Source organism: Microbacterium sp. NPDC058021, assembly GCF_042885955.1.
Classification (GTDB): Bacteria; Actinomycetota; Actinomycetes; order Actinomycetales; family Microbacteriaceae; genus Microbacterium.
This window is the reverse complement of record NZ_JBHVRF010000003.1, coordinates 275,125-298,335: the sequence shown is the minus strand read 5'-3', so window position 1 is coordinate 298,335 and position 23,211 is coordinate 275,125. Positions and strand designations below refer to the sequence as shown.

Annotated in this window: 23 protein-coding genes; 12 read left to right on the top strand and 11 right to left on the bottom strand. The window is 70.8% G+C overall.

The window, feature by feature from the left end:
- Nucleotides 1-17 precede the first annotated feature (17 nt).
- On the top strand, nt 18-1,025 hold the full coding sequence (locus ACFVR6_RS08255; protein WP_386961113.1) for a sugar phosphate isomerase/epimerase family protein: 1,008 nt from the start codon (nt 18-20) through the stop codon (nt 1,023-1,025).
- A gap of 16 nt (nt 1,026-1,041) precedes the next feature.
- Here ACFVR6_RS08255 and ACFVR6_RS08250 read toward each other — a convergent pair whose 3' ends face one another.
- From ACFVR6_RS08250 to ACFVR6_RS08240, 3 genes are all read right to left on the bottom strand, one after another.
- Complete coding sequence (locus ACFVR6_RS08250; protein ID WP_386961110.1) at nt 1,042-1,521, bottom strand: MarR family winged helix-turn-helix transcriptional regulator; 480 nt, start codon at nt 1,519-1,521, stop codon at nt 1,042-1,044.
- Between the two features lie 10 nt (nt 1,522-1,531).
- A complete protein-coding gene (locus ACFVR6_RS08245) occupies nt 1,532-3,238 on the bottom strand; it encodes an MDR family MFS transporter (protein WP_386961683.1) in 1,707 nt (568 codons plus the stop codon).
- A gap of 269 nt (nt 3,239-3,507) precedes the next feature.
- Nucleotides 3,508-4,164 (bottom strand): YqaJ viral recombinase family protein, encoded by a 657-nt coding sequence (locus ACFVR6_RS08240; RefSeq protein WP_386961107.1) that lies wholly within the window; start codon nt 4,162-4,164, stop codon nt 3,508-3,510.
- A 308-nt stretch (nt 4,165-4,472) separates the two neighbouring features.
- Here ACFVR6_RS08240 and rplJ point away from each other — a divergent pair, with 308 nt between their 5' ends.
- A complete protein-coding gene (gene rplJ / locus ACFVR6_RS08235) occupies nt 4,473-4,961 on the top strand; it encodes a 50S ribosomal protein L10 (protein ID WP_386961104.1) in 489 nt (162 codons plus the stop codon).
- Between the two features lie 51 nt (nt 4,962-5,012).
- A complete protein-coding gene (rplL, locus tag ACFVR6_RS08230; RefSeq protein ID WP_386961101.1) occupies nt 5,013-5,393 on the top strand; it encodes a 50S ribosomal protein L7/L12 in 381 nt (126 codons plus the stop codon).
- Between the two features lie 51 nt (nt 5,394-5,444).
- Here rplL and ACFVR6_RS08225 read toward each other — a convergent pair whose 3' ends face one another.
- Nucleotides 5,445-6,452, bottom strand: coding sequence for a LacI family DNA-binding transcriptional regulator (locus ACFVR6_RS08225; RefSeq protein ID WP_386961098.1), 1,008 nt, complete (start codon nt 6,450-6,452; stop codon nt 5,445-5,447).
- Nucleotides 6,453-6,719: 267 nt separating this feature from the next.
- On the opposite strand from ACFVR6_RS08225, the gene ACFVR6_RS08220 reads away from it, so the two are divergent.
- From ACFVR6_RS08220 to ACFVR6_RS08210, 3 genes are all read left to right on the top strand, one after another.
- Nucleotides 6,720-8,048: an ABC transporter substrate-binding protein gene (locus ACFVR6_RS08220; RefSeq protein WP_386961095.1), complete on the top strand. Its 1,329-nt coding sequence runs from the start codon at nt 6,720-6,722 to the stop codon at nt 8,046-8,048.
- A gap of 86 nt (nt 8,049-8,134) precedes the next feature.
- Nucleotides 8,135-9,268 (top strand): carbohydrate ABC transporter permease, encoded by a 1,134-nt coding sequence (locus ACFVR6_RS08215; RefSeq protein WP_386961091.1) that lies wholly within the window; start codon nt 8,135-8,137, stop codon nt 9,266-9,268.
- On the top strand, nt 9,265-10,239 hold the full coding sequence (locus ACFVR6_RS08210) for a carbohydrate ABC transporter permease (RefSeq protein WP_386961088.1): 975 nt from the start codon (nt 9,265-9,267) through the stop codon (nt 10,237-10,239). The genes ACFVR6_RS08215 and ACFVR6_RS08210 overlap by 4 nt, the downstream gene beginning before the upstream one ends.
- A 140-nt stretch (nt 10,240-10,379) precedes the next feature.
- On the opposite strand, the gene ACFVR6_RS08205 is transcribed toward ACFVR6_RS08210, so the two are convergent.
- Both ACFVR6_RS08205 and ACFVR6_RS08200 read right to left on the bottom strand, forming a co-directional pair.
- Nucleotides 10,380-11,039 carry a DUF305 domain-containing protein gene (locus ACFVR6_RS08205; RefSeq protein WP_386961085.1) on the bottom strand — a complete coding sequence of 220 codons (660 nt, stop codon included), beginning with the start codon at nt 11,037-11,039 and terminating at the stop codon, nt 10,380-10,382.
- Nucleotides 11,036-11,755, bottom strand: a complete 720-nt coding sequence (locus tag ACFVR6_RS08200; RefSeq protein WP_386961082.1) for a DUF3105 domain-containing protein — start codon at nt 11,753-11,755, stop codon at nt 11,036-11,038. Before ACFVR6_RS08200 ends, ACFVR6_RS08205 begins: the two co-directional genes overlap by 4 nt.
- A 146-nt stretch (nt 11,756-11,901) precedes the next feature.
- On the opposite strand from ACFVR6_RS08200, the gene ACFVR6_RS08195 reads away from it, so the two are divergent.
- The 3 genes from ACFVR6_RS08195 (at nt 11,902) to ACFVR6_RS08185 (ending at nt 15,923) form a co-directional block, all read left to right on the top strand.
- Nucleotides 11,902-13,236 (top strand): multidrug effflux MFS transporter, encoded by a 1,335-nt coding sequence (locus ACFVR6_RS08195; protein WP_386961079.1) that lies wholly within the window; start codon nt 11,902-11,904, stop codon nt 13,234-13,236.
- A gap of 63 nt (nt 13,237-13,299) precedes the next feature.
- Nucleotides 13,300-13,953: a phosphatase PAP2 family protein gene (locus ACFVR6_RS08190; protein WP_386961076.1), complete on the top strand. Its 654-nt coding sequence runs from the start codon at nt 13,300-13,302 to the stop codon at nt 13,951-13,953.
- A gap of 5 nt (nt 13,954-13,958) precedes the next feature.
- A complete protein-coding gene (locus ACFVR6_RS08185) occupies nt 13,959-15,923 on the top strand; it encodes a helicase HerA-like domain-containing protein (RefSeq protein ID WP_386961073.1) in 1,965 nt (654 codons plus the stop codon).
- Here the strand turns inward: ACFVR6_RS08185 and ACFVR6_RS08180 are convergent.
- Nucleotides 15,920-17,458, bottom strand: coding sequence for an MFS transporter (locus ACFVR6_RS08180; protein ID WP_386961069.1), 1,539 nt, complete (start codon nt 17,456-17,458; stop codon nt 15,920-15,922). The two genes, ACFVR6_RS08185 and ACFVR6_RS08180, sit on opposite strands and share 4 nt — an antisense overlap.
- A 188-nt stretch (nt 17,459-17,646) precedes the next feature.
- Between ACFVR6_RS08180 and ACFVR6_RS08175 the strand changes: the two genes are divergently transcribed.
- The gene (locus ACFVR6_RS08175) at nt 17,647-19,260 is read left to right on the top strand and encodes an SDR family oxidoreductase (protein WP_386961066.1); all 1,614 of its coding nucleotides are present in this window, start codon (nt 17,647-17,649) and stop codon (nt 19,258-19,260) included.
- Nucleotides 19,261-19,591: 331 nt separating this feature from the next.
- On the opposite strand, the gene ACFVR6_RS08170 is transcribed toward ACFVR6_RS08175, so the two are convergent.
- The 3 genes from ACFVR6_RS08170 to ACFVR6_RS08160 are packed head-to-tail and all read right to left on the bottom strand — an operon-like array spanning nt 19,592 to nt 20,651.
- Nucleotides 19,592-19,867 carry a DUF6457 domain-containing protein gene (locus tag ACFVR6_RS08170; protein ID WP_386961063.1) on the bottom strand — a complete coding sequence of 92 codons (276 nt, stop codon included), beginning with the start codon at nt 19,865-19,867 and terminating at the stop codon, nt 19,592-19,594.
- Entirely contained in the window at nt 19,864-20,505 is a 642-nt protein-coding gene (locus tag ACFVR6_RS08165; protein WP_386961060.1) for a molybdenum cofactor guanylyltransferase, read from the bottom strand. Before ACFVR6_RS08165 ends, ACFVR6_RS08170 begins: the two co-directional genes overlap by 4 nt.
- Complete coding sequence (locus ACFVR6_RS08160; protein ID WP_386961057.1) at nt 20,502-20,651, bottom strand: hypothetical protein; 150 nt, start codon at nt 20,649-20,651, stop codon at nt 20,502-20,504. The genes ACFVR6_RS08165 and ACFVR6_RS08160 overlap by 4 nt, the downstream gene beginning before the upstream one ends.
- Nucleotides 20,652-20,865: 214 nt before the next feature.
- On the opposite strand from ACFVR6_RS08160, the gene ACFVR6_RS08155 reads away from it, so the two are divergent.
- Nucleotides 20,866-21,462, top strand: coding sequence for a GNAT family N-acetyltransferase (locus ACFVR6_RS08155; protein ID WP_386961053.1), 597 nt, complete (start codon nt 20,866-20,868; stop codon nt 21,460-21,462).
- Nucleotide 21,463: 1 nt separating this feature from the next.
- Here the strand turns inward: ACFVR6_RS08155 and ACFVR6_RS08150 are convergent, their stop codons facing one another.
- Nucleotides 21,464-21,991: a GNAT family N-acetyltransferase gene (locus ACFVR6_RS08150; RefSeq protein ID WP_386961050.1), complete on the bottom strand. Its 528-nt coding sequence runs from the start codon at nt 21,989-21,991 to the stop codon at nt 21,464-21,466.
- A gap of 119 nt (nt 21,992-22,110) precedes the next feature.
- Here ACFVR6_RS08150 and ACFVR6_RS08145 point away from each other — a divergent pair, with 119 nt between their 5' ends.
- Nucleotides 22,111-23,187: a DUF4190 domain-containing protein gene (locus tag ACFVR6_RS08145; RefSeq protein ID WP_386961047.1), complete on the top strand. Its 1,077-nt coding sequence runs from the start codon at nt 22,111-22,113 to the stop codon at nt 23,185-23,187.
- Nucleotides 23,188-23,211 lie beyond the last annotated feature (24 nt).

Here is a 23,211-nt window from a genome sequence, read left to right as displayed (position 1 = left end):
CGAACAGGAGCCGCGCCATGGCACAACACCCCGTGACCCTCTTCACCGGCCAGTGGGCCGACCTGCCCTTCGAGGAGGTCGCGCGCCTCGCGGCCGCATGGGGGTACGACGGCCTCGAGATCGCGGCATCCGGGGACCACCTCGACCTGCTGCGGGCGGACGAGGACGACGCGTACCTGCGCTCGCGTCTGGAGATCCTGGACCGCCACGGGCTGGCGGTGTACGCCATCTCCAACCACCTCGCCGGTCAGGCGGTGTGCGATGCGCCCATCGACTTCCGCCACCAGGCGATCCTGCGCGAGCACGTGTGGGGCGACGGCGATGCGGAGGGGGTGCGGCGGCGGGCAGCGGAGGACATGCAGCGCGCGGCGCGCGTGGCCCGCAAGCTCGGCGTCGACACGGTCGTCGGGTTCACCGGCTCGTCGATCTGGCCGTATGTGGCGATGTTCCCGCCGGTGGCGGAGTCGGTCATCGAGGCGGGGTTCGACGACTTCGCGCAGCGCTGGCATCCGATCCTCGATGTGTTCGACGGCGAAGGGGTGCGCTTCGCGCACGAGGTGCATCCGGGCGAGATCGCCTACGACTACTGGAGCTCGGTGCGGGCGCTGGCGGCGATCGACCACCGCGGGGCGTTCGGGTTCAACTGGGACCCGAGCCACATGATGTGGCAGAACATCGACCCGGTGGGGTTCATCTGGGACTTCCAGGACCGCATCTACCACGTGGACTGCAAGGACACCCGGATGCGACCACGCAATGGTCGCGCGGGCGTGCTCGGCTCCCACCTGCCGTGGGGCGACCCGCGGCGCGGCTGGGACTTCGTCTCCACCGGGCACGGCGACGTGCCGTGGGAGGACTCGTTCCGCGCGCTCGACGCGATCGGCTACACCGGACCCATCTCGGTGGAGTGGGAGGATGCCGGCATGGACCGGCTGTACGGCGCCGCCGAGGCGCTCACCTTCGTGCGGTCGCTCCTGTGGCCGGCGCCGGACGCGCCGTTCGACGCGGCCTTCCGCAACCAGTGAGGCGCGGGTCGCGGGCTCAGCGGTCCGTGGCGGGCGTGGTCGGCGGGGTGCCCGCCGACAGGGCGTGGAGCAGCCGCGTGAGGCTGCGGATCTCGTCGACCGACCACTCCTCCAGCGACGAGGCCAGCGCGTTCTCCTGCGGCGCGCGCGCGGTCTCCAGTCGGGCCAGACCCTCCTCCGTCGGCGAGAGCAGGCTCGCGCGGCCGTCGGAGGGGTCGGGGGTGCGCTGCACGAGCCCGAGTTGCTCGAGCTCGCGCACCGTGCGGCTGAGCTGACCCTTGTCCACCAGCAGGTGCTCGGCCAGCGCCGACTGGGTCACGGGCCCTCGGCGCACGATGGTCGTGAACACCTTGTAGGCGCCGGGCAGCATGCCGGGGCTGATGCGGTTGGCGTTCTCGGTGATGATGCGGCGGAACTGGCCGACCAGCTCCCCGAATTCGGCCTCGAGGGCCCGCACCGCGTCGGTGCGCGCCGCTCCGGACTGGTCGCCGCTCATCGTGCCCACTTTAGCGCCGGCGGTCGCGGGCATCGGCTGCGCTGTCCACGTCGTCCGCGGCATCCGTGCGGGTGTCTGCGGGCGAGGCGGATGCGGCATCCACGACCGGCAGCGTGGTGCTGGCCGGGGCGACCGCCTCCATGCCGACCGGCACCGAGACCGTCGCGAGGTCGGCCTCGGAGGCGTGCATGCGCTCTGTGGTGGTCATGCGGGTCAGCGGCTCGTTGGGCAGGAACGCGATCGCCACGAGGCTGATGACGGCGAAGGGCACCGCGATGAGGAACGAGCGCGAGATGCCGTTGGCGTAGATGTCCTCGAACACGACGCGCAGTGCCTCGGGCATGGCGGCGACCTGGGGGAGCGCGCCGGTCTGCAGCTGCGCGGCCCACACCTGGCCCTGGTCGCCCAGGCTCGCCAGCGCCGCCGCGATGTCGCCGGTGCGCTCGGCGACGAGATCGGTCACGGTGGTGGCCAGAGCCGCACCCATCACCGCGACGCCGACCGTGCCGCCGAGGCTGCGGAAGAAGGTGACTCCGGAGCTGGCCACGCCGATCTGCTCGGGCTTGGCGGTGTTCTGCACCACGAGCACGAGGTTCTGCATCGTCATGCCCACCCCGGCGCCGAGGAGGAACATGTAGATCGAGACGAGGGTGAAGTCGGTGTCGTACTCGACGGTGGCGAGCATGGTGGCGCCGGCGATCAGCAGCACCGCACCCACGACGAGGTAGCCCTTCCATCGTCCGCTGCGGGTGATGAGAGCGCCGATGCCCATCGACGCGATGAGCTGGCCGGCGATCATCGGGATGGTCATGAGGCCGGCCTCGGTGGGCGTCGCGCCGCGGGCGAGCTGCATGTACTGGCTGAGGTACACCGCCGCCCCGAACATCGCGATGCCGGTGGCGATCGAGGCGACGACGGCGAGGGTGAAGGTGCGGTCGCGGAACAGCGACAGCGGAACCAGCGGCTCGGCGGAGCGCAACTCCACGAGCACGAACAGTGCGGCGCCGAGGAGGCCGCCGCCGAGCATCAGCACGGTCTCCACGCTCCACCACGCGAACACGTTGCCGGCGAGCGAGACCCAGATGAGCAGCAGCGAGACCGAGATCGCCAGCAGCACGATGCCGAGGTAGTCGATCTTGACCTTCTTGGCAGGGCGCGGGGGCACGTGCAGGGTGCGCTGGACGATTATGAGGGCGAGCACCGCGACCGGAAGGGCGACGAAGAAGTTCCAGCGCCAGCCCCAAACGTCGGCGATGACACCGCCCAGCAGCGGACCGCCCACCGTGGCCACGGCCATGACGGCCCCGAACAGGCCCATGTACTTGCCGCGCTCGCGGGGGCTCAGGATGTCGGCCATGAGCACCTGGCTGAGGGCGGCGAGACCGCCGGCGCCGATGCCCTGCACCGCGCGGAAGGCGATCATCGTCTCGGTGTTCTGCGAGAAGCCCGCGGCGGCGGTGGCGACGACGAAGATCACGATCGCCAGCTGGAACAGCAGCTTGCGGTTGGTGAGGTCGGCGAGCTTGCCCCACACCGGAGTCGAGATCGCCGTCGTCAGCAGCGTGGCGGTGACCACCCAGGTGAACGCCGACTGGTTGCCGCCGAGGTCGTGGATGATCACCGGCAGCGACGTCGAGACGACGGTCGAGGCGAGCATCGAGACGAACATCCCGAGCAGGAGTCCCGAGAGGGCCTTGAGTACCTGGCCACGGGTCATCTTCGGTGGGGCGGCGGGCGTGTGCGGGGTCGGCACGGTGGGACTCCTCGAGGGGTCGTGGCGGTGACGGCGCGACGACACTGGCGACCGAAGGTTGATGTAAGTCAATGGTTGATACGAGTCAACTATAGATCAATCGTTGATGCGTATCAACCATGCGGTCCGAGTGCACGGCGCGGAGCCGTGAATACTCACTCGGCGCGACGAATGCTCACTCGGCAGCAATGGCAGCAGCGGCAGCAGCGGCAGCGGGGCCGGCGGGGTGGGAGTCAGTCGGCGAGGGCCAGGGCGCGGAAGGGCTCGCGGGGGGCGACGGGGGCTGCGGGTGCCGCGGGGAGGACGCGCCGCTGCGTGCGGCGGTACAGCTCGTCGATGAGCGACGTGGCGAGTTTCACGAGCTTGGCGATCTCATACTCGTCGCGGTCGACCCAGGCGCAGCGTGGCTCGTCGCCGACGGGCACGAAGTCCACGTGCTGCTCCCAGGTCACCAGCGTCCGCTCCGCGCCGAGCACGTGCTGCTGCCACCACACCTGCCGCAGGTAGGTGCGGGGGATCGAGCGCCAGTGCTTGTTCGTGGTCTTGATCTCGGCCAGGATCAGCCGTCCGCTGCCGTCGAGCCCGACGCCGTCGGGAGTCGCGAGGTGACGCTTCTCGACGACCGCGTGGAACAGCGCCGACGAGGGCTGGATGCCATGGGTCGCGGCGACCCACGCAGCGATCTCCGGTTCGCGGCGTCGCCCGTGGTCGGTGTAGGCGTTGCCCGAGAATCCGGAGCCGCCGAGCTTGGCGTCCGCGGCCCGGGCGATCGACTTCTCCGAGGTGAGGGCGGCGACATCGGTCGCGGTGATGCCGCGCGAGCGGGCCCGGATCCACGCCACCCGGTCGCGGGAGTCCGCGACGATCCTGGCGGCGAGTTCGGGTGTCACGTCATCGACCCTAACCCGCGGTCCCGACCGTCGATCCCCCCGCCACGCGGTTGCCTCCGTGCTGCGATTTTGCCTGTGGCGGCGGACGACCTACACTGGTGGCAAGCCAAAGACCGTCGGTCATCGGTGTGCGCGCAAGCGCATGACGATCGAAGCTCTGCACAGCAGGGGCCCACGCAGGTGACACAGATTGATTCTCACGAATTCAGCTCCGTGCGCCTGCGCCGGAGCTTTTTTGTTGTCCAGGGGCCGGACAGAGGCCGGCGCCCCGCCACCGCGGAGCGCCTCGTACATACCAAGGAGTGACCATGGCGCAGAAGGATGCATCGGTCGCCGAGCTCACGAAGAACTTCGAGAACTCGAACGCCGTCCTGCTGACCGAGTACCGCGGTCTGACGGTTGCCCAGCTCAAGCAGCTGCGCAACAGCATCCGTCAGGACGCGCAGTACGCCGTGGTGAAGAACACGCTGACCAAGATCGCCGCGAAGAACGCGGGGATCACCGCGCTGGACGACGACCTCAATGGTCCGTCGGCTGTCGCATTCGTGCACGGCGACTTCGTCGCCACCGCGAAGGCTCTGCGTGACTTCGCCAAGGCCAACCCGCTTCTCGTGATCAAGGGCGGCGTATTCGAGGGCAACGCCCTCACCGCCGACGAGGTCAACAAGTACGCCTCGCTCGAGAGCCGTGAGGTTCTGCTGGCGAAGGCTGCGGGCATGATGAAGGCGACGATGGGCAAGGCTGCGGCCACCATCGACGCGCTTCGCGAAAAGCTGGAGACCGCTGAGGCCGCGTAAGCGACCGGCGGCTTTCTTTCCCACAAACCCCATCAATCTAGGAGATACATCATGGCGAAGCTCACCACCGAGGAGCTGCTGCAGCAGTTCGCTGACCTCACGCTCGTCGAGCTCAGCGAGTTCGTGAAGGCGTTCGAGGAGAAGTTCGACGTCACCGCCGCCGCCCCCGTCGCCGTTGCCGGTGCCGCTGGTGGCGCCGCCGCCGAAGAGGTCGAGGAGAAGGACTCGTTCGACGTCATCCTCGAGGCTGCCGGCGACAAGAAGATCCAGGTCATCAAGACGGTCCGCGAGCTCACCTCGCTGGGCCTCGGCGAGGCCAAGGCCGTCGTCGACGGTGCTCCCAAGGCTGTCCTCGAGGGCGCCAACAAGGAGACCGCCGAGAAGGCCAAGGCCGCTCTCGAAGAGGCCGGCGCGACGGTTACCCTCAAGTAATCACGCTTCTGTGATCGAAGGCCCCGGATGCCACGGCATCCGGGGCCTTCGTCATGTCCGGGCGCCGGCGGGCGGGGTGGTGGAGTTGCGCACGATGAGCCGGGCCTCGAGGCGGTACTCCATCGGGGGAGCTCCGTCCGCACCCAGCGTCGACACGAGCAGCTCGGCGGCGGCGACGCCCTGATCGCGCGGCTCCTGCGCGAAGGTCGTGAGGGAGAACATCTCGGCGTACTCGTGGTTGTCGATGCCGACCACACTGAGCCCCGCTGGCACCGGGATCGCGAGTTGGCGGGCGGCCACGATGGCCCCGATGGCGACTTCATCGCACACCGCGACGAGCGCCGTCGGGCGGCGACGGGCGTCGCTGAGCGCGTCGACGGCCACCGCATAGCCCCCGGGCAGCGACGTGGGCGAGGCGATGTGCCGCGGCGGCTGCCCCGCGGTGGCCATCGCCCGGCGGTAGCCCTCGTACCTCGCGGCATCCACTCGCTGCCAGGGCGTCTCCGCCCCGCCGCCGACGAACGCGATGTCGGTGTGCTGCAGTGCCAGCAGATGCTCGGTCGCGCGCTGCGCGGCGTGCGTGTCGTCGATGGAGACCACGCTGATGTCGTCGCTGCCGCCGACGACGCTCACGACGGGGCGGCCGATGCGCAGCAGGCGTTCGAGCTCGTGGTCGTCGGGGTCGAGCCCCACCGCGATGAGGCCGTCGAACCGCTTGCGGGCGAGGAAGTCGTCGAAGATGCGCCGTCGCCCCTCGGTCCCGGGCCGGGCGTCATAGAGCGTGAGGTCGAGGCCGTGGCGCAGGAGCGTCGCCTGGATGCCCTCGAGGACTTCCGCGAAGAACCAGCGGTTCAGTCGGGGCATGATCACCCCGACGTTGCGCGTGCGGCCGGTCGCCAGGCTCACCGCGCTCGTGGACGGCACATATCCCAGGGCGGTGGCGGCCTCTCGCACCCGCTCTCGGGTCTGATCGGACACCTGACTGCTGCCGGTGAGGGCGCGGCTGGCGGTCGCCTTGGACACGCCGGCGCGCCGCGCGACGTCAGCGATTCCACTCATGGCATCTCCTTCGACCTCTCCGCGCGCATCGTCGCAACCGGTTCCACCGGCATCCTGCCACGGATGCGTCTGTGGATGCTACCGGCGGGCATCCGTGTGGGCGTAGGGGATCGGCGGGCGGGGCCACCCTCATTTACCGAGATGTTATGTAGCGAGGTTGAGTCGCCGGGGCGCGTCCTCTAGCGTGGAATCGGAAACGGTTCCACGCCCGCGAACCAAGAGCGGACGCAACGGCGCGCTCGTGCGCCGACTCGATGAGGAGGACACATGAAGACCATCCCTCGCAGGGCATTGGCCATCGGATCGCTGCTGGCGGTCGGTGGGCTTGCACTCGCAGGCTGCAGCGGTGGACCGGGCGGCACGGACGGCGGCGGTGAGAGCGGTTCCGACAGCAACGTCGTGACCGTCTACGGCACCATCGCCGACACCGAGGCGGAACTGCTCGAGGAGTCGTGGGCAGAGTGGGAGGAAGAGAACGACATCGACATTCAGTACGAATCGTCGAAGGAGTTCGAAGCCCAGATCGCGGTGCGCGCCCAGGGCGGCACCGCCCCCGACCTCGCCATCTTCCCGCAGCCCGGTCTGCTCAAGGACATGGCCGACCTCGGCTACCTCAAGGAGGCCCCGCAGGAGGTCGCCGACAACGTCTCCGAGAACTGGTCCGAGGACTGGGCCGAGTACGGCACGTATGACGGCACCCTCTATGGCGCGCCGCTCATGGCCAGCGTCAAGGGCTGGATCTGGTACTCGCCGACGTTCTTCGCGGAGAACGGCTACGAAGTTCCCACCGACTGGCAGGGCCTCATGGACCTGAGCGCGCAGATCCAGTCCGACACCTCGGCTCCGCCGTGGTGCGTGGGCTTCGGGTCGGATGCCGCGACCGGCTGGCCGGGCACGGACTGGATCGAAGACGTCGTGCTGCGCCAATCGGGCACCGAGGTGTACGACCAGTGGGTTGCCAACGAGATCCCCTTCACCGACCCGCAGATCGCCTCGGCGTTCGAGGAGGTCGGCAAGGTGCTCAAGGACCCCAACATGGTCAACGCCGGCTTCGGCGGCACCGACACGATCGTCACGACGCCGTTCGGCGACGCGGCCAACGCGCTGGTGTCCGGTGAGTGCGCGCTGCACCACCAGGCATCCTTCTTCGACGGCTTCATCACCGACGCAGGCGGCACGGTCGCCGAAGACGGCGACATCTGGGCCTTCATCACCCCGGCCTTCGAGGCAGGCGGCGACGAGGGTGCCGTGGTCACCGGCGGTGGCGAGATCGTCGGCGCGTTCAGCGATGACGAGGCCACGCAGAAGGTGCAGGCGTACCTCTCCAGCCCCGAGTGGGCGAACTCGCGCGTGTCCCTCGGCGGCGTCATCAGCGCCAACAAGGGCCTGGACCCCGAGAACGCCTCGAGCGAGATCCTGACCGAAGCCATCTCGATCCTGCAGGACGAGGGCACCACGTTCCGCTTCGACGCCTCGGACCTCATGCCGTCCAGCGTCGGTGCGGGTACGTTCTGGAAGGGCATGAACGACTGGGTCAACGGCACCGACACCACCACGGTGCTGGAGCAGATCGAGTCGGGCTGGCCCTCCAGCTGACGGTTCCACGCACAGCGGGGCCGACCGCGACAAGCGGTCGGCCCCGTTGCCTTCCCGGAGTCCGCTGACGCACTCGAAAGGAACCCATGTCCGCCTTCCTCCAATGGTTGAGCACGCTCTCGCCATGGCTGCAGATCCCGATCATCATCGGTGTCTTCGTCGCCGTGGTCGGGCTCATCCTGTTCCTCGTGGAGATCGCGCCCCGCCGGGGCCGCATCTACACGATCATCCGGCTCGCGGTGTGTGTCGCCGCACCTGCCGTCTTCCTGTGGGCGCTGCAGTCGTATCAGATCGCGATCGTCGCGGCCGCGGCGCTGGGCCTGCTCTTCTTCTTCCTCGACATGCGGTCCAAGCAGGGCGCCGGGTCGCTGTTCGTCCTCGTGGCGTTCCTCGCTCCCGCCGTGCTGCTGCTGATCATCGGCCTCATCGTGCCGTTCATCCAGACGACGGGTCAGTCGTTCATGAACCGCAACAGCAGCGAGTGGGTGGGGCTGGACAACTTCATCTGGATCTTCACCCAGCCCCAGGGCATCCGGGTCGTCCTCAACACGATCATCTGGGTCGTCATCGCCCCGGTGGTCTCGACCATCGCGGGACTGGCATACGCCTACTTCATCGACAAGACCCGCGGTGAGAAGTACTACAAGATCCTCGTGTTCATGCCGATGGCGATCTCGTTCGTCGGCGCCTCGATCATCTGGCGGTTCGTGTACGCGGCCCGCCCAGCCGAGGCCGCGCAGATCGGTCTGCTCAACCAGATCATCGTGTGGTTCGGCGGGCAGCCGGTGAACTTCCTCGCCGTGCAGCCGTGGAACACGCTGTTCCTGATCGTCGTGCTCATCTGGGTGCAGACCGGTTTCGCGATGGTGATCCTCTCGGCCGCCATCAAGGGTGTGCCGACCGAGCAGATCGAAGCAGCGGAGCTGGACGGCACGAACGGCTGGCAGCGCTTCATCAACGTGATCGTCCCCGGCATCCGCGGATCTCTCATCGTGGTGCTCACGACCATCTCGATCGCGTCGCTGAAGGTGTTCGACATCGTGCGCACGATGACGGCCGGCGCGAACAACACATCCGTCATCGCCAATGAGATGTACACGCAGCTGCGCAGCTTCGAAGCGGGGCGATCGGCGGCGTTCGCGGTCATCCTGTTCGTGCTGGTCATGCCGCTGGTCATCTACAACGCGATCCAGCTGAAGAAGCAGAGGGAGATCCGATGAGCAGCGTCATGCCGATCGACCTTCCGGTCGACGAACAGACCAAGCGACGTCTCACCCGAGGCGAGCGCAAGGCCGAGCAGCTGTCGCTGACGGCCGGCACCAAGCGGCGCCTCACGTCGCGCTGGGCCACCCTGGCGGCGCTGGTCATCGCGGTGCTGTGGACCCTGCCGACCTTCGGCGTGCTCGTCTCCTCGTTCCGCCCGCGGGAGCTCATCGCGACCACCGGCTGGTGGACGGTGTTCGAGAACTGGGGCTGGACGACGGAGAACTACGCCGAGGCACTGCAGGCGGGCAACAGCCAGCTGAACATGGCGGGGGCGTTCGTCAACTCGTTCGCCATCACGCTGCCGGCCACGATCATCCCGATCTCCATCGCGCTGCTGGCGGCCTACGCCTTCGCGTGGATGGACTTCCGCGGCAAGAACGTGATGTTCATCCTGGTGTTCGCGATGCAGATCGTGCCCATCCAGATGGCCCTCATTCCGCTGCTGCAGCTGTTCTCGGGCGGGACGATCTTCGGCGTCCCGGTGATCGAGGGGATCGGCCAGGCGGGCTACGCGCAGGTGTGGCTGGCCCACACGATCTTCGCGCTGCCGCTGACGATCTTCCTGCTGCACAACTTCGTCTCGGAGATCCCGAACGAGGTCATCGAGGCAGCGCGGGTGGACGGGGCCGGCCACGGCCAGATCTTCTTCCGCATCATCCTGCCGCTCACGATGCCGGCGATCGCCTCCGTGGCGATCTTCCAGTTCCTGTGGGTGTGGAACGACCTGCTGGTGGCCCTGATCTTCGCCGACGGCAACGTCGCGCCGATCACCAAGCTGCTGGCCGAGATGACCGGCAGCCGCGGCCAGGACTGGCATCTGCTCACGGCGGGCGCGTTCATCGCGATCATCGTGCCGCTGATCGTGTTCCTGTCGCTGCAGCGCTACTTCGTGCGAGGCCTCCTGGCCGGTTCGACGAAGGGGTGACGTCGGGGGATGCCGCCCCGCGGCATCCCCCCTCGCCCTCTCTCCTCCGCTGAGACGACAACTGACGGCCGAGACAATGGGAATTTCCCAGTGTCTCGGCCGTCAGCTGTAGTTTCAGCGGGTGGGGGTGGGGGCGCGGGTCAGGGCGCGCAGGACAGGCGCTGCTGCATCGCCTGCATCGCGTCGATCTCGAACTGCTGGCCGTTGCGCATGCTCTCCGCGACCGTGAGGGTGCGCGGGTCGGATGCCAGTTCGAGCACAGCATCGGCCATGGGGATCGCCCCCTCGTGGTGGCGGATCATGAGGCTGAGGAACAGGCAGTCCGCGGCGGTGCCTTCGGCCTGCGCGAGAGCGGTCAGCTCGGCGGGCGAGGCCATTCCCATCGCCTCCCGCTCCTCCTCGGCGGTCATCGCCTCCGCCGAGGTGAAGCCGTGGTCGTGCCCCGCGTCGGATGCCGCCATCCAGGCCATCGGGGCGCCGCCCGACTGCGGCAGCCCCCACTTGACCAGCCAGTCGTACATCTCCCCGCGCTGGGCCGACTGGCCGGTGGCGATGTCATAGGCCAGGGCCCGCACATCCTCATCGGCGGTCTTGCGGTGGATCGTCATGGCCATGTCGATCGCCTGCGCGTGGTGCACCTGCATGTCGCGGGCGAACCCCGCCTCGGCCGAATCCGTGGTCGGCAGCGCCGGACCGGATGCCGCGAACGTCGAGAAGCGGCCCACCGCGAAGGCCACCGCGGCGACGGCGACCGCGATCAGGACGATCGCGATCCACCGGCGCCGCGGGGCCGCGGTCATGACTGCTTGCCGGGGGCGTCCAGCGCGCCGGCGCACGCGGCGTTCGGCTCGGGCACGGTCGCTGCGCGCCAGTACGAGGTGAGGAAGTCCTCGACGCGCTCGTCGTCGGCGCCGTCGAGCTTCACCTGCGCGTTCCACGCGCTCATGACGACGGGGGCGTCCAGGCCCTCGTAGGGGGAGAGGATGATGTAGCTCGAGGGGAGCTTGGACTTCAGCGTCTCCAGGTCTGCCTCGCCGACGGCATCCGCGTCGTAGGCGACCCACACCGCGCCGTGCTCGAGGGAGTGCACGGCATTCTCCTCGGGGACCGGCTCGGTGTAGACACCGCAGTTGAGCCAGCGGGCGTTGTGGTCGCCGCCCGCGGCGGGGGACTGCGGGTAGTCCACGTCGCCCTCGACGTGGTTCGCGGTGTTCTCGAACGTCTCGACACCCGAGATCGCGGTGCCGTCGCCGTCGCCGCGTGCGTAGGTCACGGGCTTGGGCGTGAGGAAATAGGATGCCGCGATGAGCGCCGCGATCGCGACGGTGGCGGTGCCGCCGACCGCCCACCACGCGATCTTGCTGCGCCGGCGCTTGGCGATCTGACGCTGGTACTCGGCGAGCTTCTCCCGCTTCTGCTGTTCGCGTTGCTGCTTTGCGGTCAGGGTGATCTGGGCGTTCACGGCGGGGTTGCCGCTCGCGCGCTTCGCGGAGGGGCTCGGGGGCGTCGGGGTCATGGGTGATCTCGGCTCGGGTCGGGCGCGTCTCGCGCGTGGGCCTGTTCAGCCTATGCGTCTGCATGGGTCCGCAAGCTGGGAAGACGCTAGACTCGACCGGTTGTCGAATCGTTTCGACATGCCCGCCCGCGACCGCTCTGGATACCGTGCCCGATACTTCCCCCGTCCCCACCCCTCCCGCATCCGCCGCACCGCGCCCCACCACCGGCGCCATCCGCACCCTCGGTGCGAACCCGATCACCGCCCCGATCGTGCTGCATCCCGGCGACTCGCTGTCGACCGCGCGACGGGTGATGTACATCATCCTGCTCGGTGCGCTGACGGCGCTCGGCCCGTTCACGATCGACCTCTACCTGCCGGCGTTCCCCGTGCTCGAAGAGGACTTCCAGACCTCCGCCGCGGCCATCCAGCTCACCCTCACCGGCACGATGATCGGCTTCGCCCTGGGTCAGCTGGTCGTCGGCCCGCTGAGTGACAAGGTGGGCCGTCGCGTCCCCCTCATCGTGGTCACGGCGCTGCACGTGCTCGCGAGCACCGCCGCCGCCTTCGCCCCGACGCTGGAACTGCTGTCGGTCGCGCGCGTCCTGATGGGCGCGGGTGCGGCAGCCGGTGGCGTGGTGGCCGCCGCCATCGTGCGGGACCTCTTCGGCGGGCGGCGCCTCGTCGTCATGCTCAGCCGCCTCGCCCTCGTCTCCGGTGTCGCGCCGGTCGTCGCCCCGCTCATCGGCGCGGGGCTGCTGGCGGTCATCCCGTGGCGTGGGCTGTTCATCGTGCTCGCGCTGTACGGGGCGGTCATGCTCGCGTGCGCGCTCATCTTCCTGCCCGAGACCCTCCCCCCGGCCCGCCGGCACGAGAAGGGCTCGACGACCGTGCTGCAGCGCTACCGCAGCGTGCTGGGCGACCGCGTCTTCATCGGCGTGCTGATCATCGGCGGCATGACCTTCAGTGGCCTGTTCTCCTACCTGTCGGCGTCGTCGTTCCTGTTCCAGCAGACCTACGGGTTCGACGCGCAGCAGTACGGACTGCTGTTCGCCATCAACTCCATCGGTGTCGTCATCGGTGTGCAGACGGCCTCGCGGCTGGCCACGCGCTTCGGCCCGCAGTGGGTGATGGCGGCCTCGACCGCGGCGCTCGTTCTCTCGGCGACGGCCATCATCCTCGGCGACATGCTCGGGGCGGGACTGTGGGCCGTCGTCATCCCGCTGTTCTTCTTCATGACCGCGTGCGGCTTCACGTTCCCCTGCGTGCAGGTGCTCGCGCTGGATCGCCACGGCAAGGCGGCCGGCACCGCGCAGTCGCTCATCGGCGCCGTGAACTTCGGCGTCGCCGGTCTCGTGTCGCCGGTCGTGGGCTGGGTCGCGGGCGACGCCGGCATCACCCCCACCACGATGGCGACCGTCATGGTCGGCTGCTCGGTGATCGCCGTGCTGGCGCTGTGGATCGTCGTGCGTCCGAAGACCGTCGCGCAGCTGGCCCCCTAGCGTCGCGGCGCGCACCGGCGCAAGCCCGTCGAGACGGCGGGACGGCTGGGTGAGAATGGCTCGATGGATGCCCTCGGTCACCCCGTCTCGCGCCTGCTCGTGCCGGGCCTCGTGCTCATCGCCTTCGCCTGCGGGCTGGGCGGGTGGATCCTGCTGCGCGGCCCTGAGGCGTTCGAGCTGGACCAGATGTGGAACACCGCGCTGGCGCAGTGGCGGGTCGAGGCGCTCGTCTGGTTTTCGCAGACGATGAACTGGCTGGGCGGCGGGATCGTGGGGGTGTTCGTCGTGCCGATCGGCGGTGCGCTGCTGCTCGTGCTGTTCCGGCGCTTCTTCGGGGCGCTGTTCTTCATCGCGGCATCCATCTTCAGTGCGGCGGGGGTGCAGGCGCTGAAGCATCTGTTCGGGCGCGCCCGGCCGGAGGACATCATCGTCGTCAGCGACTACGGCTCGTTCCCTTCGGGACACACCGCCAACGCCGCGACGATCGCCGTGGTGGCGGTCGTGCTCTTCCCGCGGCTGTGGGTCGCGATCGTCGGTGCGGCGTGGGTGCTGCTCATGGCGTTCAGTCGCACGTACCTGCATGCGCATTGGCTGAGCGACACGGTCGGCGGCGCCCTCATCGGCGCCGGCATGGCCCTCGTCGTGGCGGCGGCGTTCGCCACGCGGCTGCGGGCGGAGCAGCACCGGGCGAGCCGGGCGGTGCCCTCGCTAGGCTGACCGGCATGACAGCGTCGTCAACGCCGGATCCCGCCGTCGCCGAAGCCGAACTCGCCCGGCTCCGTGCCGAGGCGGAGGCCGCGGAGGCCGCCCTCCGCGCCGCGCAGGCGCGGGCGGCGCTGGCGGCAGCCGAAGCCGCCGCCGCGCAGGCCCGCGCCGGCGGCGCAGCGGATGCCGGGGATGCGCCCACGGATGCCGCGGATGCCGGGGCTGCCCCGGAGGCGCCGGCGCCCGAGGCGCCCGCTCCCGACGTGCCCGATGCCCCCGCTCCCGACGTTCCGGAGGCGCCCGATGCCGCCGAGGCCCCCGCGCCCGACGCGCCCGACGCCCCGCTGGATGCGGCGGAGGTCGCCGCGATCACGGCGGGGTACGCGTTCGCGGGCGAGACGCTCGACCTCGGTGCGCTCCGCAACGGCGAGCCCGTCCCCGAGGCGCAGATCCGCATACCGCTGGCCATGATGAACCGCCACGGTCTCATCGCCGGCGCCACGGGCACCGGGAAGACGCGCACGCTGCAAGGTCTCGCCGAGCAGCTCGCCGCGAAGGGCGTGCCGGTGTTCGCCGCCGACATCAAGGGCGACCTGTCGGGGGTGGCCACTCCGGGGGAGGAGAGCGAGAAGCTGCGCGCCCGCACGCGCGCGATCGGGCAGGACTGGCATCCCACGGCATCCATCACGGAGTACTTCGCCCTCGGCGGCGCTGTCGAGCCATCGGTACCGGCGACGGGCATCCCCATCCGTGCGACCGTGTCAGGGTTCGGGCCGCTGCTGCTGAGCAAGGTGCTGGGCCTCAACCAGACGCAGGAGTCGAGTCTCGGGCTGGTCTTCCACTACGCCGATGCGCACGGCCTCGCGCTGGTCGACCTGTCGGACCTGCGTGCCGTGCTCACCTACCTCACCGGCGACGAGGGCAAGGCCGAGCTCAAGGAGCTGGGCGGACTCTCGGCGGCGACGGCCGGGGTGATCCTGCGGGAGCTCATCACCTTCGCCGACGGCGGGGCTGACGTCTTCTTCGGCGAGCCCGAGTTCGACGTCACCGACGTGCTGCGCCTCGCCCCCGACGGGCGGGGAGTCATCAGCCTGCTGGAGGTGCCGGGGGTCGCCGATCGCCCGGCGCTGTACTCCACGTTCCTCATGTACCTGCTGGCGGAGCTGTTCGAGGTGCTGCCGGAGGTGGGCGACATCGACAAGCCCAAGCTGGTGTTCTTCTTCGACGAGGCGCATCTGCTCTTCCGCGACGCCTCGAAGGACTTCCTGGCGGCGATCGTGCAGACGGTGCGGCTCATCCGCTCCAAAGGGGTGGGCGTCTTCTTCGTCACGCAGACCCCCAAGGACCTCCCTTCCGACGTGCTGGCTCAGCTCGGCTCGCGCGTGCAGCACGCCCTGCGTGCCTTCACCCCCGACGACGCGAAGGCGCTGCGCGCGACGGTCGGCACGTATCCGCGGTCGGGCTACGACCTCGAACGCGTGCTGCAGGAGCTCGGCACCGGCGAGGCCATCGTCACCGTGATGAGCGAGAAGGGGGCGCCGACCCCCGTCGCCTGGACGCGCCTTCGCGCCCCGCAGGGGCTCATGGCTCCGACGTCCGCCGAGGCGATCGCCGCCACGGTCGCCGCTTCACCGCTGCTGGCCGCCTACGCGACGCCGATCGACCGTGAGTCGGCGCGCGAGGTGCTCGGCGCCAAGATGAGCGCGGCCGCGGACGCGGCTGCCGCGGAGGCAGCCGCCGTGGCGAAGGCGAAGACGGATGCCGAGTACGCGCGGCAGCAGGCGGCGATCGAGAAGGCGCAGGCCGCGGCTGCGGCCAAGGCCGAGCGGGAGTACGAGCGGCTGCTGAAGAAGACCTCCGGCAGCACCCGCACGACCCGCTCGGCCCAGCGCAGCCCGCTCGAGCAGGTGCTCGGATCGAAGGCGACCCAGAGCATCCTGACGAGCGTCATCCGCGGCGTGTTCGGCACCGGCCGCCGTTAGCGACTATTGCTGCGCACCAGCTCCGGCGAACCGGGGGAGTCGTCGCTGCGGGTGATGAGCGTCGGCATGGTCGAGGTGTCGATGAACGGGTCCTCGTCCTGACGATCGACGACCGCCTCGGCCTCGGCGACGGTCTCGACGGTCGGCACCGATCCCAGCATCGGCCGCTTCGCGGTCTCGCGCATCGTGAGCATCGCGATGCCGCCGAGCAGGGCGAAGAACATGATGTAGTACGCCGGCATGTAGGGGTTGCCGGTGAGCTCGATGAGCGCCTGGCTGAACAGCGGTGTCGTCCCGCCGAACAGCGACGCCGACAGGTTGTAGGCGATCGCCATCGCGCCGAAGCGTGACGCCGTGGGGAACAGAGCCGGCAAGGCGGAGGCTGCCACCGCGACGTAGAACGCCACCGGCACGGCCACCATCGTCAGCGCGACGAACACGGCCCATTCCTGACCGATCTGCATGATCGCGAACGCGGGCACCATGAGCGCGAGGGTCGACCCCGACGCGATCAGGTACACCGGGCGACGGCCGATGCGGTCGCTCAGGCGCCCGATCAGCGGCAGGCACGCCGACATCACGATCAGCACCGGCACCGTCGCGAGGGCCGCACCCAGGTTCGAGATGCCGACCTCCTGCTCGAGGTAGGTGGGCATGTAGCTGGTCAGCGCGTAGCCGGCGGTGTTGGTGGCGGCCACCAGGCCGATCGCGATGAGCATGGGACGCCAGTGGTGGCGGAAGATGCCGGTGACGCCGTGACGGGCCAGCGGGTCGCCCGCATCGACGTCGGACTCCGCCTCGGCCTCGAGTTCGCTCGTCGTCTCGTAGGCGGGGCTCTCGGGGATGCGCAGGCGGAACCAGATGGCGACGGCGCCGAGCGGGATCGCGATGAGGAACGGGATGCGCCACCCGAAGTCGACCATCGCCGTCGGGCCCCAGAAGTTCTCGGTGATGAGGGTCGTCAGCGCCACGACCGACGCGCCGGCGGCGAAGCCGATGTACGAGCCGACGTCGAGCCACGACGACCAGAAGCCGCGCCGGCGGTCGGGGGCGAACTCCGCGACGTAGGTCGCTGCGCCGGCATACTCGCCGCCCGTGGAGAACCCCTGCGCCATCTTCAGCAGGTACAGCGGCACGATCGCCCAGAGCCCGATCTGCTGCGAGGTGGGCAGCACGCCGATGAGGCCGGTGGCCACAGCCATGAGGGCCATCGTGAAGAACAGCACCTGCTTGCGGCCGATGCGGTCTCCGAGCGGTCCCAGTACGAGACCGCCGATGGGGCGGACGAGGAATGAGATCGCGAAGCCGAAGAGGGTCACGAGCAGGCCCCAGGGCTCCGGCAGGTCGGCGGTGAACACCACGGCGAGGGTGACGGCGAGATAGCCGTAGATGCCGAAGTCGAACCATTCCATGAAGTTGCCGACGACCGTCCCGCCGATGGCCGTGCGTACCCGCTTCTTGTCGACGACGATGACGTCGTCGACTTCGAGCCGCGGATGATCGGGGTCGGACGTTGCTCTGGGTGTGGTGGTCATGTCTTCCTTCTGATCAGCTGCGCGCCACACGGCGCAGACAGTCGCCTGGGTCAAGGGACGTTACGCGAAGTCCTCAGCGGTCGCCTCCACTTGGCATCCGGTGCGCGAATGCGATATCGCGCGCGGTGCGTAGCAGGCCGATTCCGCCCAGGCTGTGCAGAACCCGGGGATCGACGTACCGTCGGGGGATGAGCAGGCTCACCGCCCCCACCGGTCGCGAAGACGCCCTGCGCGCGCGGCCCCGCCCCGATGGCACCCCACCGCTGGCCCTCGTGCTCGGCGGCACCGGGTATATCGGCGGGCGCCTCGTCCCGCGCCTGCGGGCAGCAGGGCACCGCGTGCGGGTGCTCGCGCGCGACCCGCAGCGCGCCGCGGCGTTCCCCTGGGGTGGCGACGTCGAGATCGTCGCCGGATCGGCCGACGACGCGGCGGTCATGGCCGAGGCGGTGCGCGACGTCGATGTCGTCTATTACCTCGTCCACTCGATGCGCGCCGGCGCCCGATTCGAGGAGACCGACCTGCGCGCGGCGGAGACCGTGGCGGAGGCGGCGGCTGCGGCATCCGTCGGACGCATCGTGTACCTCGGCGGACTGCATCCGTCGCAGGGGCGCCTCTCGCCGCATCTGCGGTCGCGGGTCGCGGTGGGAGAGACGTTCCTCCGCTCGGGCGTGCCCACGCTCGTGCTGCAGGCCGGGGTGGTCATCGGGTCGGGGTCGGCGTCGTTCGAGATGGTGCGCCATCTCACCGAGGTGCTGCCGTACATGCCGGCGCCGCGGTGGGTGCGCAACCGCATCCAGCCCATCGCGATCCGTGACGTGCTGCACTACCTGCTGGGTGCGGCGCGGGTGGATGCCGGCGTCAACCGGGCCGTCGACATCGGCGGGCCCGACGTGCTGCGGTACGGGCAGATGATGAACGGCTACGCCGTGGCGGCGGGGCTGCCGCAGCGGGCGATCGCGTCGCTGCCGGTGTTCACCCCCGAACTCGCCTCGCACTGGGTGAACCTCGTCACTCCGATCCCGCGGTCGATCGCCCGGCCGCTCGTGGCATCGCTGCAGAACGAGTGCGTGATGGACGACCATGCGGTCGACGCGCTCATCCCGCAGCCGGAGCGCGGACTGACGTCGTACCGCCGCGCTGTGGCACTCGCGCTCGGGCGGGTGGCGGGCGACGACGTGGAGACCAGCTGGCAGGACGCGGAGGTGCTCGGCGCCCCGTCGGATCCGCTGCCGTCCGACCCCGAGTGGGCAGGACGCACGGTGTACACCGACGAGCGCACCGCCCAGACGTACGCGACGCCGGAGCGGCTGTGGGGCGTGATCGCCGGCATCGGTGGGGCCAACGGCTGGTATTCGACGCCGCTGCTGTGGGCGGTGCGGGGCTGGATGGACAAGATCGCCGGCGGCGTGGGCCTGGCCCGCGGGCGTCGCAGCCGTTCTCGGGTGGCGCCCGGCGACGTCATCGACTTCTGGCGCGTGGAGACCGTCGAGGAGGGCCGCATGCTGCGGCTGCGCGCGGAGATGAAGGTGCCCGGCCAGGCGTGGCTGGAGCTGAGATGCACTCCGACCGACGGTGGGTCGCAGTACGACCAGCGGGCGGTGTTCTTCCCGCGCGGCCTGGCGGGGCGCCTGTACTGGCTCGCCGTGCTGCCGTTCCACGGGTTCGTCTTCCGCGGCATGGCCAACCGGATCACCGCGACGGCCGAGGCCGAGGCGGTCCGCGTCGACCGCGACGCCCGTCGGAATTCAGGCGGGGACGGGGTGACGGCACCCGCACCCGCCGAAACCGCCGCGACAGCCTGAATTCCGACAGCCGGTGGTCGGGGCGACGCCGCGGGGGTTCGTGCCGGTGCGGAGCGGGCGCCCGTCGGAATTCAGGCGGGGACGGGGGCGGCGCGAGTCGCGGGGGTCGGAAGGCCAGCGACAGCCTGAATTCCGACAGGCGTGGGCGGGAGCCGCGCCGCAGGCCGCGTCGTCGTGACCGTCTCGGACCGGTCGCCGTGGCACCCGGCCCGGCGCGCGCGGGCCCGGACTCCCCGGCGTCGCCGAGGGGGTGTCGTCGTCGAGGCCTGCGCCGCCGCCGAGCGCGGCGCGGCGCGGCGCGGCGGGCAGGATGCCGCCGAGCCCGGCCGCGTCAGGGCGCGCCCGCCGCCTGCCAGCCGCGCGCGAGCTCGGTGACCGCGGCCACCGCGTCGCGGGTGTCGTCGGGAGTGCCTCCGGCGCGCCCGGCGACGAGGCCCGCGACGAAGGCGCTGAAGGGCGCCGCGGGGCGGGCCACGCCTGCGGTGACGTCGCGGGCGAGGTCGAGGATGAGCGCGATCGGAAGATCGTCTGCGGTCAGGTCGAACCGTTCGCGCAGGGCCGCGGCCCACGCGTCGAGGGCTTCGGGCGGAAGCGTGCGATCGCTCACGGTGTCTCCTCTTCGCTGAATCGGCGCCGGGCTCGGGTGAGATCCTCCCACGTGTCCACGTCCGCCGTCTCGCCCTCGGGCGCGACGACGGTCGCGATCGCGAGGTCGTCGAGCAGCTCGTGCACCGAGGCGCCGTGGCCACGGTCGGGCAGCGCCGCCGCGCCTCGGCGCAGCGCCGCCGTGCGGTACACGCCGATCAGCCACTGCGGCCGTGAACGGGCGTCGGCAAGACACAGCCCGTCGGTGTCGGTCGGCAGCAGCACCAGATCCCGCACGAGCCGCGCGACGGCAGCCTGCGCCCCGGGGAGGTCGGTGGCGAGCACCAGTGTCCATTCCGGCGCGGCATCCCAGGACTCCAGCGCCGCGACGATGCCGGCGACGGGTCCGCCGAAGGGCGGTTGCTCCCGCGTCCAGGTGACGGCGGTGGGGATGGATGCCGCGGCGACGGCGACCTCGGGGTGCAGGTCGGCGTGGGGCTCGGGCCCCACGATCGTGACGGGCCAGGCCCCGGCGGCGGCGGCCGCTTCGACGGCATGCCGCAGGAGGGTGCGGCCTCCCACGTCGAACAGCGGTTTCGCGGCGCCGTCGACCCGGGTCGCCCTCCCTCCGGCGAGCAGGATCGCGGCGAGTGTGCTCATGACTCCACGGGGCGCGTCCAGTTGCCCGAGCGCCCGCCCTCCTCCGCCGTGATGCGCCCGCCCTGGATCGAGGCGGACGTGTCCATCCTCTCCAGCATGTCCACGACCGTGGGGGCGGCGACCGACACGGCGGTCAGCGCCGCCATCTCGACTCCGGTGCGGTCGGCTGCTTCGCGGTGACGTCCACCATGCGGGTGTGACCGGCGGCATCCGGGTGCGTGAAGCTCATGTCACCAGCATGACACCGACGACGTCGCCGGGGGCGACGGCCGCCACGTCCGCGGTACGACGGCATATGCCTCGCCACGGCCGAGGGCCCCGCCAGGTGCCGGTGTCCGCGGCGGATGACAGGATGGCGGCATGACCCGCATCCGTCCGTTCCAGCCCGGTGACGAAGCCGCCCTGTCCCGCGTGTGCCTGCTGACAGCGGATGCCGGTGGGGATGCCACCGGCGTGCTGGAGGACGACGACCTCTGGGGCGAGGTGTTCGTGCTGCCCTATGTGGCGCGGCATCCCGAGTTCGCGTTCGTCGTGGAGACCGACGACGGCCGCGTCGCCGGCTACATCGTGGGCGCCCCCGACACGCGGGCCTTCGAAGAGTGGTTCGCGTCACAGTGGTGGCCGCGGTTCGCCGACCGGTGGCCGCGGCCCGACGTCGAGCGCACCCGGCAGGACGGCACCCTCCGCTATGCCTATGGCCGCGGCCCGGGCGTCGAGCCGTACGGCGACACACATCCCGCGCACCTGCACATCGACCTGTTGCCCGAGCTGCAGGGGCAGGGCTGGGGCCGACGGCTCATCGATACCCTCAGCGAAGCGCTCCGCGCCCGTGGTGTGCCGGGCCTGCACCTGGTCGCGTCGTCCGACAACACCGGGGCGCTCGCCTTCTACGACCGCCTCGGGTTCGAGCGGGTGCCCTCGCACGACGGGGTGCAGGCGTTCGCCCGCACCCTCTGACCTAGAGCGTCTTCACCCGACGCCGCTCGTCGAGGGTCTGCGCGTCGGGGCTGCCGACGAGGATGTCCTCGAGCTTGCGGGCACCGTCCTCGCTCCACCCGTGACGCTCGTAGAACGACGCCGCCCGGTCGTTGCCCGCGAGCACCCATAGACGACCGCGCGCGAAGCCGCCGTCGCGCAGCGCCTGCTCGGCGCGGCTCAGCAGGGCATGCCCCACGCCGGCATCCCAGTGCTCCGGCAGCACATAGAGCGCGTACACCTGGCCGTCGCCGTCGCCGTCGAGGCTCGTGCCCACGGCGGCCCAGCCCACCGGCTCATCACCGACGAAGGCCAGCAGGTCGACATGGTGCGGATCGGCGTGCGCGGCGTCCCAGCGGCGCCGGCGGTGGTCGGCGTCGCGGTGGACGTCGAGGCGATCCAGCGCGCGCTGCGGGATGAGGCCCGCGTACGCCGCGCGCCAGGTCATGACCCGGATGGCGGAGATGGCGGGGGCGTCGTCGGCCGTCGCCTCGCGGATGCGGACAGTCATGGGCCCGAACGTAGCGGACGGCGCTCCGGGGAGGCGAGCATGAGGCCCCGACCGCGATGGGGAGATCTCCCCATCGCGTCGGGACCCCCTCGGTGATGCACTGGAGGCCAGGAGGATCGATGACCGCCGCCACTGCGCACGCCTGGAATACCGCGGATGCCTGGACGGCGCTGCAGCGGGCCGAGACGACCCCGCACGAACTCGCGGCGATCGCCGCGGCGCACCCCGACTACGCGACGCAGATCGCCGCGCACCCGCAGGCGTACCCCGCGCTCGTCGAATGGGCCGAGCAGGTCGCGGCGCAGCGGTCCGCGCCCGACGCGTCGCCGGCGGCGGACGCCACCGACCTCGTCGGCGGTACGCGCCGTGCCTCCGGGGCCCACCCGCTCGCCTTCTCGGCCGACGCCGACGCCTGGCGCGCCGCCGTCGCCGCCGGTGCCGCGCTCACCGAGGGGGCGCCGCCCCATGCGGGCGCCCCGCGCGCCGGCGACCTCCCCACCGACCGTGTCGCGTGGACGCCCGCCGCCGACCTCCCCGTCGCCGGGGTCGAGAAGGCTCGGGATGCCGCTCCCACCGCCATCGCCCCGGCATCGCCGGAGGCCGAACCGGCGCAGCCCGGCGCCGAAGCGGGGGAGCCCTGGTGGGCCGGGGTCAGCCCCGCCGCGCCCGACGCGACGCCCAGCGCCGCGTCCGACGCCTCGCACCCCGCCCACCGCGCGACCTTCGAACCCCTGGCCGCCCCGAGCGCCGAGGCGCTCGCCGTCGGCACCGCCGCGGGCGCGGCGGGAGTGAGCCCCGCGCCGCCGGAGCGCCCGGCGCAGTCCGCGCGCCCGGCCCTGCCCCGGCAGAGCGCGGCGGCCGCTGCCCGCGCCGCCGGCGCGGCGTACGCGGCGGCAGTCGCACCGCAGGCCTCGCCTGCCGTGGCATCCGCCGCTCCGGCATCTCTGAGCCCCGAACCCGCCCCGAGCGCCCCCGCCGCCGCCGTGGTCGACGCGCGGGCACTGCTGGCCTTCGTCTTCGCGTTCGTGGTGGCGCCGCTCGGGATCGTCTTCGGGCACCTCGCGCTGCGGGACATCGCCGCTACCGGCGCGCCCGGACGCGGCTACGCGGTGGCGGGACTCATCGTCGGCTACACGGTGATCGCGACCGCCCTCGTCGCGGCGGTGGTCACCGCGCTCACCCTGCTCGCCCTCTGAGTGGGCGGGCTCGCCGGCTGAACC